Source organism: Micromonospora sp. WMMA1949 (assembly GCF_027460145.1).
Taxonomy (GTDB): domain Bacteria; phylum Actinomycetota; class Actinomycetes; order Mycobacteriales; family Micromonosporaceae; genus Micromonospora.
The window spans coordinates 5,182,504-5,198,896 of the sequence record NZ_JAPZBG010000001.1 but is presented as its reverse complement, the minus strand read 5'-3'; the positions used below and the strand labels follow the sequence as shown (position 1 = coordinate 5,198,896).

Sequence of the window (16,393 nt, the reverse complement as noted above, 5' to 3'; positions counted from 1 at the left end):
CGCACGCACGTCGACTGTGGAGGATGAGAGATGATCACGACAGCGGTTGTCGAGAGCACCGCCGGCCGGACCCGCTCCGGTCTGGGACGCGCCCTCGACATCGTCAACATCATCGCCGAACGGGCCCCGGAGACCCTCGGCGTGTCGACGATCGCGCGGGAACTGGGTCTGCCGAAGGCGGTCGCGCACCGGATCCTCAAGGAACTGGTGGCCGACAACTTCCTCACCTTCAACGAGGAGACCAAGCGGTACCGGCTCGGCACCGGCGCGCTCGCCGTGGGCCTGGCCGCGCTGCGCGCCCTGGACGTGCCGGACATCGCGCGCCGGTACCTGGTCCGGCTGGTCCGCGACAGCGGCGAGACCGCCACGTTGTCGGTACGGCAGGGCTGGTCGCGCGTCTACATCGACCAGGTGCTCTCGCCGCACGAGGTCCGGATGTCGGTGTCCCTGGGCACCAGCCACCCGCTGCACTCCGGGTCGTCGTCGAAGGCGATCCTGGCGGCGCTGCCGGACGCCGAGGTCGACGACTACCTCGGCCACCATCCGCTGGACGCGATCACCCCGGTCACGATCACCTCCACCGCGAAGCTGCGGGCCGAACTGGGCCGGGTCCGGCGCCAGGGGTACGCGGTGAGCATGGGCGAACGGCAGAACGGCGCGGGAAGCGTGGCCGCTCCGGTGCGCTACGCGACCGGGCAGGTCTTCGGCTCGATCTCGCTGTGCGGGCCGCAGAACCGGTTCACCCCGGAGGTGTGCGCGGCGCACGGGGCACTGGTCGCCGCGGCGGCGGCGGAGATCTCCGCCGAACTGGGTTTCCGGCCGCCGGCGCAGCGTGTCGCCGGCCGGACGGGTCAGGAACAGAACTGGGGAGGTGGAACAGGTGAGTGACGGACCGCTGACGGGCCTGCGGGTGCTGGACGTCTCGACGATCCTCGCCGGGCCGCTGTGCTGTCAGATCCTCGGCGACTACGGCGCCGACGTGATCAAGATCGAGCACCCGACCATGGGTGACAGCATGCGCGGCCACGGCAAGGCCAAGGACGGCCATCCCCTGTGGTGGAAGGAGATCTCCCGCAACAAGCGGCTGGTCGGGCTGAACCTGTCCGCGCCGGAGGGCGCGGCGCTGCTGCTGCGGCTGGCCGAGCGCGCCGACGTGCTGGTGGAGAACTTCCGGCCGGGCACGCTGGAGCGCTGGGGCGTCGGCCCGGAGGAACTGCACCGGGTCAACCCCGGTCTGGTGATCGCCCGGATCACCGGCTTCGGGCAGACCGGCCCGTACGCCTCCCGCGCCGGGTTCGGCACGCTGGCCGAGGCGATGAGCGGGTTCGCCCACCTGACCGGTACGGCCGACGGCCCGCCCACGCTGCCCGCGTTCGGGCTGGCCGACAGCATCTGCGGCATCGCCACCTCGTCGGCGGTGATGATGGCGCTGTGGCACCGGGAGCGCTCCGGCGGCCGGGGCCAGGTCGTCGACATGAGCCTGCTTGAGCCGATCATGACCGCTGTCGGTCCCGGTCCCACTGTCTACGACCAGCTCGGCGTGGTGGAGCAGCGGCAGGGCAACCGCTCGACGAACAACGCGCCGCGCAACACGTACCAGACCAAGGACGGGTCGTGGGTGGCCATCTCCACCAGCGCCCAGGCCATCGCCGAGCGGGTGCTGCGGCTGGTGGGCCACCCCGAGGTGATCGACGAGCCGTGGTTCCGTACCGGTGTCGGCCGGGTGGCGCACGCGGACCTGCTCGACGAGTACGTGGGGTCGTGGATCGCCGAGCGGACCCGCGACGAGGTGGCCGCGGCGTTCGCCGAGGCCGGCGCCGCCGTCGCACCGGTCTACAGCGCCAAGGACATCGTCGAGGACCCGCACGTCCAGGCCACCGAGATGATCACCACGGTCGACGATCCGGACCTCGGCCCGATGCGGATGCACAACGTCATGTGGCGGATGTCGGAGACGCCGGGCCGGATCCGGTTCACCGGCCGCTCCCCCGGCGCCGACACCGACGCCCTGCTCGTCGAGGAACTCGGCTGCGACCCGGCCGAGATCGCCGACCTGAAAGCCCGTGGCGTCGTCGCCTGACGACGCCGACAGCCGAAACGCGAGGAACCCCGTGGGCACCACTGCCAGAACCGCCGACCGCCTGCTCGACGCCGTGCAGGCCGGTGTCACGATCTACGACCTGGGCCGGCGGCTGACCGTCGGCATGCCGCAGTCGCCGAACCACCCGGCGTTCGGGCTCACCCTGCCCCGCCGCCACGGCGACATGGTGCGCGCCGACGGCGGCTCCGCCGCCAACGACCTGCTGGTGATGGGCACGCACGTCGGCACGCACGTCGACGCGCTCGCGCACGTCTCCCAGGACGGCCGGCTGCACGGCGGCGCCGACGCCGCCGAAGCGCAGGTCGGCGGCCGGTTCGACGAGCTGGGCGTGCACACCGTCGCGCCGATGGTCCGCCGGGGCGTGCTGCTGGACGTGCCCGCCGCGCTGGGCGTGGAGGCCTGCGAGCCCGGTTACGAGATCACCCCGGCCGACCTGGACGCCGCGGAGTCCCGGCAGGGCACGCCGGTGGGCGCCGGCGACGTGGTGCTCATCCGCAGCGGGTGGGGCCGGCTGTTCGACCACGAGGACCGCAACCAGTACATCGGCAAGGACTCCGGCGTACCGGGGGTCGGCGCGGACGGCGCGACCTGGCTGGCGCAGCGTCAGGTGCACGCCGCCGGCGCGGACACCATCGCCTTCGAGTGCCTGCACCCGGGCAAGGGCCACAGCTCGCTGCCGGCGCACCGGATCCTGCTGGTGGAGCACGGCATCTACCTGATCGAGACGATGGCGCTGGAGGAGCTGGCCCGCGACGGGGTGCACGAGTTCACCTTCGTGATGGCGCCGCTGCCGCTGTACGGCGCCACCGGCTCCCCGGTGCGCCCGCTGGCGGTGATCAGCCGTGGCTGAACCGACACTGGGTCGCCACCTGGCCGCCTTCGCCGCCGACACCGCCGCCGAGACGCTGCCCGACGCGGTGGTCGCCAGCGTCCGGGCCCGCGTCCTGGACGTGCTCGGGCTCTGCGTGGCGGCCCGGCCGCTGCCGACCAGCCAGGCGGCCCTCGCCTACGTCGCCGAACAGGGCGGCCGGGGCCAGGCAACCGTCGTCGGCCTGGACGAGAAGGCGCCGGCGGCGCTGGCCGCGTTCGCCAACGGCGTGCTGGCGCACTCGCTCGACTACGACGACACGCACCTGCCGTCGGTGCTGCACCCCAGCGCGTCGGTGGTGCCGGCCGCGCTGGCCGCCGCCGAGGCGTCCGGGGCGTCCGGGCAGGAGACCGTCGCGGCCATCGCCGTCGGGCTGGAGGTGTGCGTCCGGCTCGGCATGGCCGGCTACGACCCGGCCGCCGGCAACTCCGTCTTCTTCGAGCACGGGCAGCACGCCACCTCGATCTGCGGCACGCTCGGCGGCGCGGTCGCCGCGGCCCGGCTGCTGAAGCTGGACGCCGACGGCGCGCTCGACGCGCTCGGGGTGTCCGCCTCGATGGCAGCCGGGCTGATCGAGTCCAACCGCAACGGCGGCACGGTCAAGCGGATCCACTGCGGCTGGGCCGCGCACGCGGCGGTCAGCGCCGCGCAGCTGGCCCGGCACGGCGTGACCGGGCCGCCGACCGTGCTGGAGGGGCGCTTCGGCTTCTTCCAGGCGTTCCTGCGCGGCGAGTTCGACGGCGACGAGATCGTCCGCGGGCTCGGCACCGACTGGGCCGTACCGGGCATCTTCTTCAAGCCGTACCCGGCGAACCACTTCACCCACGCGGCCATCGACGCGGCGATCGCGCTGCGCGAGCGCGGGCTGCCGCTGGACAAGATCGAGTCGATCACGCTCGGCGTGCCGACGCCGACGGTACGCACCATCGGCCAGCCCATCGAGCGCAAGCGCGCACCGCAGACCGGTTACGAGGCGCAGTTCAGCGGCCCGTACGCGGTCGTCGCCGGCCTGATCGGCGGCGGCGGTCTCGGCGTGGACCTCGCCGACTTCACCGACGCCCTGGCACACGACCCGCAGCGGCGGGAGCTGATGGCGCGCGTCGACGTGGTGGGCGACGAGCGGTGCGACGCGATCTTCCCGCACCAGTTCCCGGCCGTGCTGCGGGTGGTCACCCGCGACGGGCGGGAATGGGTGCAGGAGGTGCTCGCCAACCGGGGCGGGCCGCAGCGTCCGCTCAGCGACGCCGAACTGGCGGTCAAGTTCCGCACCAACGCCGCCGCCCTGCCGGAGGCGACCGCCGACCGCATCACCGAGGAGGTCCACCGGCTGGACCGGGCCCCCGACGTCCACGGCCTGATGGGCCTGATCAACCGCCGCTGAACCGAGCACGAGGAGCAACACCATGAGCACCTACGACCTGCTGCTGACGAACGTCCGCGTGGTCCGGCACGACCGGCCCGAACCCGAGCTGATGGAGATCGGCGTCACCGACGGGCGGATCAGCCGCGTCGCCCCGCAGATCGACCGGGCGGAGGCCGCCCAGGTCGTCGACGGCGGCGGCCGGCTCGCCTTCCCCGGCGTGGTCGACGCCCACCAGCACTGGGGCATCTACAACCCGCTGAGCGAGGACGCCGCCTCGGAGAGCCGCGCGTCGGTGCAGGGCGGCGTCACCACGGCGCTGAACTACATGCGCACCGGGCAGTACTACCTCAACCGCGGTGGCCGCTACGCGGACTTCTTCCCCGAGGTGCTGGCCGCGACCGAGGGCCGCTCCTACATCGACTACGGCTTCCACCTGGCGCCGATGTCGCGGGAGCACATCGGTGAGGTGCCGTCGCTGGTGGAGGAGCACGGGGTCACCTCGTTCAAGATCTTCATGTTCTACGGCAGCCACGGCCTGCACGGCCGGTCCACCGACCAGAACTCGTTCCTGATGATCCCGGAGGGCGAGCGGTACGACTACGCCCACTTCGAGTTCGTGATGCGCGGCGTCCAGGCGGCCCGGGAGCGTTTCCCCGAGCTGGCCGACGAGATCTCGCTGTCGCTGCACTGCGAGACCGCCGAGATCATGAGCGCGTACACCAAGCAGGTCGAGCAGGACGGCACGCTGCGCGGGCTGGAGGCGTACCACGCGTCGCGGCCGCCGCACTCCGAGGGACTGGCCGTGTCGATCGCGTCGTACCTGGCGCACGAGACCGGGCTGCCGAAGATCAACCTGCTGCACCTGACCTCGGAGAAGGCTGTCGACGCGGCGCTGCGGATGGCGCGGGCGTTCCCGCACATCGACTTCCGTCGCGAGGTGACCATCGGTCACCTGGTGGCCGACATCGACACCGCGCACGGCCTTGGCGGCAAGGTCAACCCGCCGCTGCGCCCGCGCGCCGACGTCGAGGCGCTCTGGGGGTACGTCCTGGACGGCAAGATCGACTGGGTGGTCAGCGACCACGCCTGCTGCAAGGACGAGGTCAAGTTCGGTGAGCCGCGCGACGACATCTTCGTCGCCAAGTCCGGCTTCGGCGGCGCCGAGTATCTGCTGCCCGGCCTGGTCACCGAGGGCAACCGGCGCGGTCTGTCGTACCAGCGGGTGGCGGAGCTGACCTCGTGGAACCCGGCGCAGCGCTTCGGCCTGCGCAACAAGGGCGCGCTGCTGCAGGGCTACGACGCCGACATCTGCCTGGTCGACCCGAACTCGACCTGGACGGTGCGCGCGGAGGACTCCGAGTCGACGCAGGAGTACACGCCGTTCGAGGGCTTCGAGCTGACCGCCCGGGTCACCGACACCTTCGTCCGCGGGCAGCACGTGCTCGTCGACGGCAAGGTCACCGGCGAGCCGGCCGGCCGCTACCTCGCCCGCCCGCAGCGGTAGGGGGAACGACATGGCGGCGGTGGCGCGCAGTTACCTGTACGTGCCGGGCGACCGGGCGGACCTGCTGGACAAGGCGGCCGGGCGGGGCGCGGACGCGCTCGTGCTCGACCTGGAGGACGCGGTCACGCCGGCCCGCAAGGCGCAGGCCCGGGAGACGGTCGCCGGGTTCCTGGGCGCCGCCGCGCCGTCCGCACCCGAGCTGTGGGTGCGGATCAACAGCGACCAGGTCGAGGCGGACGTCGAGGTCCTCTCCCCCGCCGCGGCCGGGGTGTGGGTGCCGAAGGCCGAGCCGGAGCTGCTCGCCGAGGTCGACGCCGCGCTGACCCGGGTACAGCGGCGGCTCGGTCCGGACGCCCCGGCGTTCCGGGTGGTGGCGCTGATCGAGACCGCCCGGGGCGTGCTCACCGCGCCGCGGGTGGCCGAAGCGCCCCGGGTGCTGCGGCTCGGCCTCGGCGAGGCGGACCTCGCCGGTGAGCTGGGGTTGCAGCCCGGGCCGGACCGGGCGGAGTTCGCCCCGATCCGCTCCCAGGTCGTCGTCGCGTCGGCGGCCGCCGGCATCGCCCCCGCGGTGGGGCCGGTGGAGACGACGCTGCGCGACCCGGAACGGCTGGAGCGGACCACCCGGGCGCTGCTGCGGCAGGGCTTCCGGGCCCGCAGCGCCATCCACCCCGGGCAGGTCGCGACCATCAACGAGGTGTTCACCCCGACCGCCGAGGAGGTGGCCTCCGCCCGGGCCGTGCTGGCGGCGCTGGAGCGGGCCGAACGTGGCGGCTCCGGGGTGGCCACCGACGCCGACGGGCGGTTGCTGGACCGGGCGGTGGTGCGTGCCGCCACCGAGGTGGTGCGCCGCGCCGAGGCGTCCGCCGAATGACCCGTGCCGCCGGGCCGGGACCGTCGAGGGTTACGACGTGTCCCGGCCCGGCGTGGGTCAGGGCGTGCCGAGGGTGGCGCGCGCGGCCAGGATGTGCGCCCGCATCACCGAGCCGGCCCAGGCCCGGTCGCGTGCCTCGAACGCGTCGATCAGCTCCCGGTGGTGCGACATGCTGCGCGCCATCGCCGCCTCGTCGTACCGGCGGAACGTGCGGTTCACCAGCGGCGTCTGCACCACCGCCCCGAGCAGCGCGCTCAACCGGCGGTTCCGCCCGGCGCCCAGGATGATCTCGTGGAACTGCGCGTTGCAGACCGCGATCCGGTCCGCCCGGTCCCGCCGCTGACCGGCCGCGTAGCCCTCCATCTCGGCGCACAGCTCGCGCAGCCGGGCGATCTCCTCCGGCGTGATCCGGGTCGCGGCCAGCTCGGCGCCGTACCCCTCCAGCAGGGCGCGCAGCTCGAAGATCTCCTCCAGGTCCTGCTCGCGCCAGGCCGGTACGGTGGCGCCCCGGTTGGCCTCCCAGTCCACCAGGCCCTCGGCGTGCAGCCGGCGCAGCGCCTCCCGTACGGGGGTGCGGCTCACCCCCACCGCGGCGGCGAGATCCTCCTCGGACAGCTTCTTCCCCGGCTCGTACGCCCCGCCGAGGATGCGCGTCTTGATCGACTCGTACGCCGACTGCGTGGCCCGGCCCATGCGTCCCCCTCTGTTCACCGATGGTGAACCTACATCGACGCGGTGGAACCGCCGTTGACGGCGTACTCCGAACCGGTCACCTGCCGGGCCCGGTCCCCGGCGAGGAACAGCACCACCTCGGCGACGTCCTCCGGCTCGTTCATCCGGCCCAGCGGCAGCCGGCGCAGCTCGTGCACCACGTGGTCGGCGGCGGCGGAGACGTCGATGCCCAGCCGGAGCGCGACCGACTCCAGGTAGGCGTCCATGGTCGCGGTCCGCGTCGGGCCGGGCGCGACGGTGTTCACCCGCACGCCCCGGGAGCCGTACTCCAGGGCCAGGCCCTTGGCGAGGCTGAGCAGCGCGGCCTTGCTGACCGCGTAGTCGAGCATGTGCGGCTTCGGGTGCCGCGCCGCCTCGGAGCCGATGGTGACCACGCTGCCGCCGCCCCGCTCGACCATGAGCGGCACGAGCGCGCGGCACAGCCGCACGCAGGACATCACGTTGACGTCCCAGGTGCGCTGCCAGGCCGCGTCGTCGATGTCGGTGAAGGCGTCCCGGTACGGCGCGAGCGCCACGTTGTTGACGAGCACGTCCGCGCCGCCGTACCGGCTGGTCACCTCCCGCACGACGGCGGCGACGCCGGCCGGGGTGCCCAGGTCGGCGGTGACCGGGACGCCCACGCACGCGGACACGTCCAGGTCGGCGGAGACCACCTCGGCGCCCTCGTCGGCCAGCCGCCGGGCGACGGCGAGCCCGATCCCCGATCCGGCGCCGGTGACGACGGCGACCCTGCCCCTCATCCGCTGCTCCCCTCAGTGCCGGCGAGCACCTCGTCGGTGTGCTCGCCGAGCGTCGGCGCGAGCCGACCGGCCGGCAGCGGCGAGGCCGACATGACGATCGGCGGGGCGATGCTGCGCAGCCGCCCGGCCACCGGGTGCTCGACGATCGACACCAGACCCGTTTCGGCCCGTTCCTCCTCGCGCAGGATCTCCTCGTAGCCCGCCAGCGGCGCGCACGGCACGTCGATCGCCGACAGCTCCGCCAGCCACTCGGCGGTGGTACGCCCGCGCAGCACGTCGGCGACCACCCGGTAGAGCCCGTCGGCGTTGGCGATCCGCTTGCCGACGGTGTCGTAGTCGGGGTGGCGCAGCAGGTCGGCGCGCCCGACCAGGGTGAGGAACCGTTCCCACTGCCGGCCGGTGTAGATCAGCACGCACAGGTGCCCGTCGGCGGTGGCGTACGGACGGCGGTTCGGCGCGGCGGTACGCGGGTAGAGCGGCGGCCCGGTGGGCGGGTCGAACGTCCAGCCGTCGAGCTGTTCGAGCAGGCCGAAGGCGACCATCGTGTCGAACATCGGCACCTCGACGCGCTGCCCCTCGCCGGTGGCGTCGCGGTGCCGCAACGCGGCGAGCACGGCGGTGGACGCGGTGAGTCCGGTGATCTTGTCGGCGAGCGGGGTGACGACGTACCCGGGCTGGTCCTGGTTGACGCTCTGCAGCCGGGCGATCCCGGAGGCGCCCTGGATCACGTCGTCGTACGCGGGCCGGTCGGCGTGCCGGCCGGTGCTCCGGAACCCCGGGATCGCACAGTAGACGATCGCCGGGTGCAGCGCGCGTACGTCGTCGTAGGTGAGCGCGAGCCGGGCCACGGCGGCCGGGCGCATGTTGTGCACCAGCACGTCCACCGTCGGGACGAGCCGGTCGAACGCGGCCCGGTCGGCGGGCGCCTTGAGGTCCAGCAGGACGCTCTTCTTGCCCCGGTTCATGTTGAGGAACACCGCCGCCATGCCGGGGGTGCGGGCGGCGCCGAGCTGGCGGGCGATGTCGCCGCCCGGCGGCTCCACCTTGATCACCTCGGCGCCCAGGTCGGCCAGCATCAGCGTGCAGTACGGACCGGAGAACGTGCTGGTCAGGTCCAGCACCCGCAGTCCGGCCAGCGGCCCGGTCACGGGAACCCACCGGCCCGGCTCAGCATGCCCGGCAGCTCGGCGCCGAACACCTCGCCCAGCCACCTGGCGTTGCCGATGGCCGCCTCCTGCGACACCCCGGTCCGGGTCCCGGAGCGTTCCAGCGCGTACACCACGTCTTCGGTGGCCACGTTGCCGGTGGCGGCCGGCGCGAACGGGCAGCCGCCGATGCCGCCGACGCTGGCGTCGATCGCCCGCGCCCCGGCCCCGACGGCGGCCAGGACGTTGGCCAGGCCCAGGTTGCGGGTGTTGTGGAAGTGCCCGCGCAGGCTCGCGCCGGTGCGCTCGCGCACGGCCGTGAACAGCCGCTCCACCTGGGACGGCACGGCCACGCCGATGGTGTCGGCGAGCGCCACCTCGTCCGGCGCCACCGGTGCCAGGTCGTCGACGACGCGCAGCACGCGCTCCGGCGGCGTCTCCCCCTCGAACGGGCAGCCGAACGCGGCCCCGACCGTGACCGACGCGCGCAGCCCCTGTTCCCGGGCCCGGGGCAGCAGCCGCCGCACCTCCGCGACCGCCTCCGCGGTGGTCGTGCCCTGGTTGCGCCGGCAGAACGTGTCGGTGGCGACCACCACGAAGTTGACCTCGGTGACGCCTGCGGCGACCGCCCGGTCCAGTCCGCGCCCGTTCATCACCAGGCCGATCGCGGCCAGGCCCGGCTCGTCACGGACCAGTGCCATCAGCGCGTCGGCGTCGGCGAGCTTCGGCACCTTCGCCGGGTTGACGAAGCTCGTCACCTCGACCCGCCGGCTTCCCGCCGCGACCGCCCGGCGTACCAGTTCGGCCTTCTGCCCGGTGGTCAGCTCCGCCGGGTGGTTCTGCAGGCCGTCCCGGGGGCCGACCTCGACGATCTCGACGTTCAAGACAGCGCCTTCAGTCCGGCCTGCGCGACCTCCATGTCCTGCGTGTAGTGGCCGCCGCTGACCCCGATGCCGCCGACCAGCACGTCGTCGACCTTCACCGGATAGCCACCGCCGAAGGTCACCAGCCGGTCGATCGCGGGCGGGGCGCCCATGGCCAGCGGGCCGTCGTCCTTGATGAAGTCGTACCAGCCGTCGCTGCTGAGGCCGAAACCGACGGCCGTGTACGCCTTGTCCTGCGCCAGCTGGACGCTCACCAGCGGCGCGCCGTCCATCCGCTCGTACGCCTTGAGCACGCCGCTCTCGTCGCACACCGCGACGGTGACCGCGAAGCCCATCTCCTCGGCGCGGGCGACGGCGGCGGCCACCATCGCCCGCGCGGCCGGCGCGGAGATCGAGCGCTTCTTCACCACGTGCGGGTTCTTCGCCATGACTGCCTCCTCAGATCGCGCCGGCGGCGCGCAGTTCGGTGATCCGGTCGTCGGCCAGGCACAGGACCTGGCGCAGGACCTCGTCGGTGTGCTCGCCCAGCCGGGGGCCCACCGAACGCAGCCGGCCCGGGGTGCGGGACAGCCGGGGCGCGACGTTCTGCATCGGGAACGCGCCCATCTCCGGGTGGTCGAGTTCGACGATCGCCTCGCGCGCGGCGAAGTGCTCGTCGGCCAGCATCTCCCGGGCGGTGTAGACCGACCCGGCCGGTACGCCGCTCAGATGCAGCAGCCGCAGCAGCGCGGCCGGCTCGAACGTGACGGTCCACGCCGCGATCAGGTCGTCGAGTTCGGCCTGGTGCGCGCCGCGGGCGGCGTGGGTGGCGTACCGGGGGTCGTCGGCCAGGTCCGGGCGGCCCATCGCCGCCGCCAGGCGGCGGAACACCGTGTCCTGGTTCGCGGCGATCAGGACGGTGGCGCCGTCGCGCGTCGGGTACGCGTTGCTCGGTGCCACGTTGGGCAGGATCGAGCCGGTCCGCTCCCTGACGTAGCCGGTGAGCGCGTACTCCGGCACCAGCGACTCCATCAGCGCCAGCACCGACTCGTAGATTGCGCTGTCCACCACCTGGCCCTGGCCGGTGCTGCCCGCCACCCGCAACGCCATCATGGCGCCGAGCGCGGCGAACGTGCCGGCCAGCGAGTCGCCGAGGCTGACGCCGATGCGGCTCGGCGGCGTGGACGGGTCGCCGGTGACGTGCCGGATCCCGCCCATCGCCTCGCCGATCGAGCCGTAGCCGGCGCGGGACGCGTACGGGCCGTCCTGCCCGAACGCGGTGACCCGCACGACGACCAGCCGCGGGTTGATCCGGTGCAGCTCCTCCGGCGCGAGCCCCCAGCGTTCCAGCGTGCCCGGGCGGAAGTTCTCCACGAACACGTCGGCGCCGGCGAGCAGGTCGCGCATGAGCTGCTGCCCCTCCGGCACCCGCAGGTTGCAGGTGACCGACTTCTTGTTGCGGGCCACCACCGGGAACCACAGCGACTTGCCGTGCGGCTTCTCCCGCCCCCACTGCCGCATCGGGTCGCCGCCGTCCGGCTGCTCGACCTTGATCACCTCGGCGCCGAAGTCACCGAGCAGCTGCGCGCAGAACGGTCCGGCCAGCAGCACGCCGGCCTCCACCACGCGTACGCCGGTCAGCGGCCCGTCGGGAAAGGCGCCGGTCATCCGGCCGGCTCCGACAGTCCGAACATCTTCTCGATGCGCGCCTCGGCGAAGCGGGAGACCGCGCCCGCCCGGGTCACCGAGCGGATGCCCTCGATCTTCAGCAGCGCCGGGCGGACCAGCGAGCCCATGGTGACCGGCGCCGACGGGCAGGCCGCGCAGCGGCCGTGGAACGTCACCCGGGCGTCGCCGTCGGCGTCCACGTCGACGGTGACGCCGCCGCCGTGCGCCTCGACGAGCTGGCGTACCTTGCCGTCGAGCGCGCGGTCGGCGGCCTTCGCCGTCTTGTCAGCGCCCATCCTTGCGGCCCTTCTTCGCGGACTTCTTGCCGCTCTTGCCGTACAGCTCCTTCTTCTTGGCCTTCACGTCGATGCCGAGCACCCGGGCGAAGTTCAGGCCGAAGATCTTCTCCTTGATCTCGTCGGTCAGCTCCGGGTAGCCGTAGCCGTCCTGGAGGTCCTCCGGCATCTGCATCTCGGCGAACAGGTCGATGTACGCCTGCACCTTCGGCCAGACGAACGCCTCGGAGCCCCACAGCAGCCGGTCCGGGCCGACGTGCAGCAGGCACTTGCCGATGGCGTGCAGCGCGGCGCGGGGCGCGACCGGGTACTGGTTGATCCAGGCGGTGAGCGCGAGGTGGATGTTCTCGTACCGGGCGGCGATGTTGATCGTCTCGTTGATGAACGGCTCACCGAGGTGGTGCACGATGAACGTCATCTCGGGGAAGTCCTGCGCCGCGCGTTCCAGGTCGTACGGCGCCAGGTCGGCGATGTGCTGGGTGTTGAACGCCAGCCCCTTGTGGAACTGCACGTTCGTCACGCCGTGCTCCAGGGCGGTCTCCCACAGCGGGTACGCGACCTGCCGGTCGTCGATCTTCCAGGACAGGCCGCCGGAGTGCGCCTGGTAGAACTTGAAGCTGGTGGCGCCCCACTCCTCGATCTGCCGGATCATCTCGGTCACCGCGCCGTAGCGGCCGTGGGTGATCGGGTCGACGCCGCCGCAGAACAGCACCCGGTCCGGGTACGCCTCCTTGAGCTTGTAGTTGTTCTCCGCCGGTGAGAAACCCAGCTTCCAGCCGCCGTGGCTGGGCACCGTCTGGGCCATCGCCATGTCGGTGTCGGACTCCTCGAACATCAGCCGGTACGCGTCCTCGACGGACAGTTCGCGGCCGGAGATGTCGTCGTACGGGTAGCCCGGTGCGGAGTACTTGCGGGCGTACTCGACGAGCGCGTTCGTCGACTTCTTCCCGCCGTGGTTGAAGTCGATGTTCTCGTCGGTGAGCTTGTACATGTGGATGGCGTTGTCGAGGACGAAGAAGCCGTTCTTCATGGGGTGGGGCGTCCCTTCGGGGTGGTGTCGTGCTCCAGGCGTTCGACGTGCCGGACCGCGAGCTGGCGGCGGCGCCGTACCGACCAGGCGGCGACCGAGACGCCGGCGATGACGGCGAGGCCGTTGAAGACGCGCTCGATCCAGGTCGCGGCGCCGAGGTGTTGCAGGCCGGCGATGGTGAAGGTGATGAAGTACGCGGCGATCACGGTGCCGAGGATGTTGACCCGGCCGGGTCGCAGCGCGGCGGCGCCGAGGAAGGCGGCGGCGAAGGCCGGCAGCAGGAACTGCTCGCCGACCGTGGGCTGGGCCGAGCCGATCCGCGAGGCCAGCAGCACCCCGGCGAGCGAGGCGAGCACCGCCGCGCCGACGAACGCGCGGATGGTGTAGCTGCGGACGTCGATGCCGGCCCGGGCGGCGCCGCGCAGGTTGCCGTCCATCGCGTAGAGCCGCTGCCCGAACGGTGTCCAGACGACGATGAACTCCAGCGCCAGCACCAGCACCACGAGGTAGATCAGCGGCAGCGGGATGCCGCCCAGGTCGCCACGGGCGATCTCGGTGAACGCCGGCGGCACGTTCTGGTACAGCACCCGGCCACCGGTGACCATGTAGAGCAGACCCATCAGCAGGCTGCCCACGGCGAGGGTCGCGATGATCGAACTCATGCCGAACTTCAGCACCAGCAGGCTGTTGAGCAGGCCCACGGCGACGCCGACGGCGAGCACCGCCACCAGGGCCAGCCAGATCGGTACGCCCTGCACCGCGATCAGCCAGATGCTCACGCCCTGCGCCAGGCCCAGCATCGGGCCGACCGACGCGTCCAGGTAGTGCGCCAGCAACGGCAGCGTGGCGGCCATCGCCACGATCACCGTCACGGTCTGGTTGACCAGGATCAGCCGGAAGTTCGTGGTGGTGAAGTAGGTGTCCGGGGTGAGCACGGAGAAGACCGCGATCACCAGGGCGAGCATGCCGAGCAGCCCGAACCGGCTCACCCCCTCGACCGCGCGCTCCCCGGCCCCGGCACGGGACCGGTCGGCGCTCTGCTTGACGACGGCGCGGCCGCCGCCCGGGGGCGTCTTCGTGGTGGCGGCGGTCATCGGACCGCCTCCCCCGCCGTGGCGAGCGTGCCGGCGACGATCAGCTGCACGCACCGCTCGACGTCGAGCCCCTCGGTGGGGCCGTGGTAGACGTTGCGGCCGCCCTTCATCACCAGCAGCCGGTCGGCCATCGACAGGATCTCCGGGATCCGGTGGCTGATCACGATGACCGCGTAGCCGCGGTCGCGCAGCCGGCGGATCAGCGCGTTGACGCCGTCGGACTCGGTGGTGCCGAGCGCGGCCGTCGGCTCGTCCATCACCATGACGCGCGGCTCGTTCTCGGTGACCAGCGCGCGGGCGATGGCGACCATCTGCCGCTGCCCGCCGGAGAGCCCTTCGACCAGCACGTTCATGTCGTGCAGGTCGATGCCGAGCTCCTCCAGCACCGCCCGGGTGCGCTCGCGCATCGCCCGCTTGCGCAGCACGGGCAGGCCGCGTACGCCGCCGGTCCACTCGCGGCCGAGGAAGACGTTCTCGACGATGCTCAGGTTGTCGGAGAGCCCGAGGTCCTGGTAGATCATCTCGATTCCGGCGGTACGGGCCGCGCCGATGGTGTGCGGCGTCAGGTCCCGGCCGGCCACCCGCAGGCGGCCGGAGTCCGGCGCCAGCGCGCCGCTGACCATGCTCATCAGCGTGGACTTGCCGGCGCCGTTGTCCCCGACGACGCCCAGGATCTCGCCCGGGCGTACGTCGAAGGAGACGTCGGTGACGGCGCGTACCCGGCCGTAGGACTTGCTGACGCCCACCGCCTCCAGCACCGGGGCGGCACTCATCGGGCCTCGCTCCACATCTTCTCGTAGCGCTCGGCGTAGTTCACGTAGCTGTTCCAGTCGACAGCGCCGTCCTTGGGCGCGTTCGACTTGTCGAAGACGGTGGCCGGGATGCCCTGCTCGGCGTCGGGCAGCGCGGGCTGACCGGCGGCGAGCCGGCCGACCTGGTCGATGGCGGCGTAGGCGTTCCAGCCGCGGATGGCGCCGAAGTCGGCGAGCTGGTCACCGGCGGCCACGCTGCCCAGCCGCTCCGGCTCGGCGTTCTTGGACAGCACCTTGATGTCGTTGCGCCCGGCGGCCCGGATGGCGGCGATGACGGACTCCACGCCGTTGCCGTACGGCGTGAGGATGTACTGCAGGTTGTCGCCGTGCTTCTGGATCAGCGAGGTGGTGATGTTCTGCATCTCGATCGGGTCGACCGCCTGCGCCAGCGTGCGCTCGCGGACCTCCAGCAGCTCGCAGCCGGTGCAGCCGGCGAGCACGCGCTTGCTGGCGTTGAGCGCCTCGACCAGGTGCGGGTAGCCGACGTCCCAGAGGAAGACGACTTTGGCCTTGCCGTTGGAGTCGGCGACGGCCTTCGCCGTGGCCAGCACCGCCTGGAACGTCTCCCGGCTGGACACGTGCGCGTCGTAGCCGACCGCGCCGCCCTCGGCGACGGCGGAGACGCCCACCACCGGGATCTTCGCCTTCTGCAGCTCGGCGATGCCGTCGGCGACCTGGTTCTCCGGGATGGCGACGGTGATGACGGCGGTAGGCTTGTTGGCGGCGGCGGTGGCCAGTGCCTTCTGGTAGCCCTCCGGGGTGCCCTGGCCGTCCAGGATCTCGGCGCTCCAGCCGAGCTTCTCGGCGATGGCGGTGGCCCGCTTGCCGACCTCCTCGCAGGAGGTGCCGATCTTGCAGACGATGATGTTGAGCTTGCCGTTCGCCGGCGGCTTCACCGAGGTCGTCGGCCCGGACCACTCCTCGTAGATTTTGATCTTGTCGAGGGTGATGTCGGCTTCCTTGCCCTCGAAGTAGAGCATCCCGCCGGTGCCGGCGGCGATCAGCTTGCGGGCCATCTCGGTGTACTCGTCGTTGACCGCGGCGGGCGTGTCGGAGGCCGCGCTGTCCTCACCCGATCCGCAGGCGGCGGTGGTGAGCAGAAGGGCGGCCACCCCGAACGCGGCGGCGGCGGCGCGGAGCCGGCGGGCTCCGAAAGTGTGTGTCACGGTGCTACTCCCTCGGTGGGTGGCAGGCGTCGAAAAGAAGCACGTCGATGAGTCGGCGCAGGGAGGGGCGAGAACAAACCCGGCGCGTGACGGGCGCTTCGGGTTGCATGCAATCGCAGTCCAACACGATCAACATCGAC

Annotated in this window: 17 protein-coding genes; 6 read left to right on the top strand and 11 right to left on the bottom strand. The window is 72.4% G+C overall.

Annotated features, from left to right (window positions below):
- Nucleotides 1-30 precede the first annotated feature (30 nt).
- The 6 genes from O7607_RS24260 to O7607_RS24235 are packed head-to-tail and all read left to right on the top strand — an operon-like array spanning nt 31 to nt 6,707.
- On the top strand, nt 31-888 hold the full coding sequence (locus tag O7607_RS24260) for an IclR family transcriptional regulator (RefSeq protein WP_269705501.1): 858 nt from the start codon (nt 31-33) through the stop codon (nt 886-888).
- A complete protein-coding gene (locus O7607_RS24255; RefSeq protein ID WP_252448003.1) occupies nt 881-2,080 on the top strand; it encodes a CaiB/BaiF CoA transferase family protein in 1,200 nt (399 codons plus the stop codon). The genes O7607_RS24260 and O7607_RS24255 overlap by 8 nt, the downstream gene beginning before the upstream one ends.
- Before the next feature lie 31 nt (nt 2,081-2,111).
- Nucleotides 2,112-2,951, top strand: coding sequence for a cyclase family protein (locus O7607_RS24250; protein ID WP_269705500.1), 840 nt, complete (start codon nt 2,112-2,114; stop codon nt 2,949-2,951).
- Nucleotides 2,944-4,350 carry an MmgE/PrpD family protein gene (locus O7607_RS24245; protein WP_269705499.1) on the top strand — a complete coding sequence of 469 codons (1,407 nt, stop codon included), beginning with the start codon at nt 2,944-2,946 and terminating at the stop codon, nt 4,348-4,350. The genes O7607_RS24250 and O7607_RS24245 overlap by 8 nt, the downstream gene beginning before the upstream one ends.
- Before the next feature lie 22 nt (nt 4,351-4,372).
- The gene (locus tag O7607_RS24240; RefSeq protein ID WP_269705498.1) at nt 4,373-5,836 is read left to right on the top strand and encodes a dihydroorotase; all 1,464 of its coding nucleotides are present in this window, start codon (nt 4,373-4,375) and stop codon (nt 5,834-5,836) included.
- A gap of 10 nt (nt 5,837-5,846) precedes the next feature.
- On the top strand, nt 5,847-6,707 hold the full coding sequence (locus O7607_RS24235; protein ID WP_269705497.1) for an HpcH/HpaI aldolase/citrate lyase family protein: 861 nt from the start codon (nt 5,847-5,849) through the stop codon (nt 6,705-6,707).
- Nucleotides 6,708-6,764: 57 nt separating this feature from the next.
- Here the strand turns inward: O7607_RS24235 and O7607_RS24230 are convergent, their stop codons facing one another.
- Genes O7607_RS24230 through O7607_RS24180 form a run of 11 tightly spaced genes read right to left on the bottom strand, consistent with a single transcriptional unit; the run spans nt 6,765 to nt 16,253 of the window.
- On the bottom strand, nt 6,765-7,400 hold the full coding sequence (locus O7607_RS24230; protein WP_013286904.1) for a GntR family transcriptional regulator: 636 nt from the start codon (nt 7,398-7,400) through the stop codon (nt 6,765-6,767).
- Between the two features lie 29 nt (nt 7,401-7,429).
- Nucleotides 7,430-8,179, bottom strand: a complete 750-nt coding sequence (locus O7607_RS24225) for an SDR family NAD(P)-dependent oxidoreductase (protein WP_269705496.1) — start codon at nt 8,177-8,179, stop codon at nt 7,430-7,432.
- A complete protein-coding gene (locus O7607_RS24220; RefSeq protein WP_269705495.1) occupies nt 8,176-9,327 on the bottom strand; it encodes a CaiB/BaiF CoA transferase family protein in 1,152 nt (383 codons plus the stop codon). Before O7607_RS24220 ends, O7607_RS24225 begins: the two co-directional genes overlap by 4 nt.
- Nucleotides 9,324-10,208: a hydroxymethylglutaryl-CoA lyase gene (locus O7607_RS24215; RefSeq protein ID WP_269705494.1), complete on the bottom strand. Its 885-nt coding sequence runs from the start codon at nt 10,206-10,208 to the stop codon at nt 9,324-9,326. The genes O7607_RS24220 and O7607_RS24215 overlap by 4 nt, the downstream gene beginning before the upstream one ends.
- Nucleotides 10,205-10,636 (bottom strand): GlcG/HbpS family heme-binding protein, encoded by a 432-nt coding sequence (locus O7607_RS24210; RefSeq protein ID WP_135240666.1) that lies wholly within the window; start codon nt 10,634-10,636, stop codon nt 10,205-10,207. Before O7607_RS24210 ends, O7607_RS24215 begins: the two co-directional genes overlap by 4 nt.
- A gap of 10 nt (nt 10,637-10,646) precedes the next feature.
- Nucleotides 10,647-11,855 carry a CaiB/BaiF CoA transferase family protein gene (locus tag O7607_RS24205; protein WP_269705493.1) on the bottom strand — a complete coding sequence of 403 codons (1,209 nt, stop codon included), beginning with the start codon at nt 11,853-11,855 and terminating at the stop codon, nt 10,647-10,649.
- Complete coding sequence (locus O7607_RS24200) at nt 11,852-12,151, bottom strand: NifU family protein (protein WP_269705492.1); 300 nt, start codon at nt 12,149-12,151, stop codon at nt 11,852-11,854. Before O7607_RS24200 ends, O7607_RS24205 begins: the two co-directional genes overlap by 4 nt.
- Nucleotides 12,141-13,181, bottom strand: coding sequence for an amidohydrolase family protein (locus O7607_RS24195; protein ID WP_151498808.1), 1,041 nt, complete (start codon nt 13,179-13,181; stop codon nt 12,141-12,143). Before O7607_RS24195 ends, O7607_RS24200 begins: the two co-directional genes overlap by 11 nt.
- A complete protein-coding gene (locus O7607_RS24190) occupies nt 13,178-14,275 on the bottom strand; it encodes an ABC transporter permease (protein ID WP_269705491.1) in 1,098 nt (365 codons plus the stop codon). Before O7607_RS24190 ends, O7607_RS24195 begins: the two co-directional genes overlap by 4 nt.
- On the bottom strand, nt 14,272-15,048 hold the full coding sequence (locus tag O7607_RS24185) for an ATP-binding cassette domain-containing protein (RefSeq protein WP_269705490.1): 777 nt from the start codon (nt 15,046-15,048) through the stop codon (nt 14,272-14,274). Before O7607_RS24185 ends, O7607_RS24190 begins: the two co-directional genes overlap by 4 nt.
- Complete coding sequence (locus tag O7607_RS24180) at nt 15,045-16,253, bottom strand: substrate-binding domain-containing protein (protein ID WP_269705489.1); 1,209 nt, start codon at nt 16,251-16,253, stop codon at nt 15,045-15,047. Before O7607_RS24180 ends, O7607_RS24185 begins: the two co-directional genes overlap by 4 nt.
- Nucleotides 16,254-16,393 lie beyond the last annotated feature (140 nt).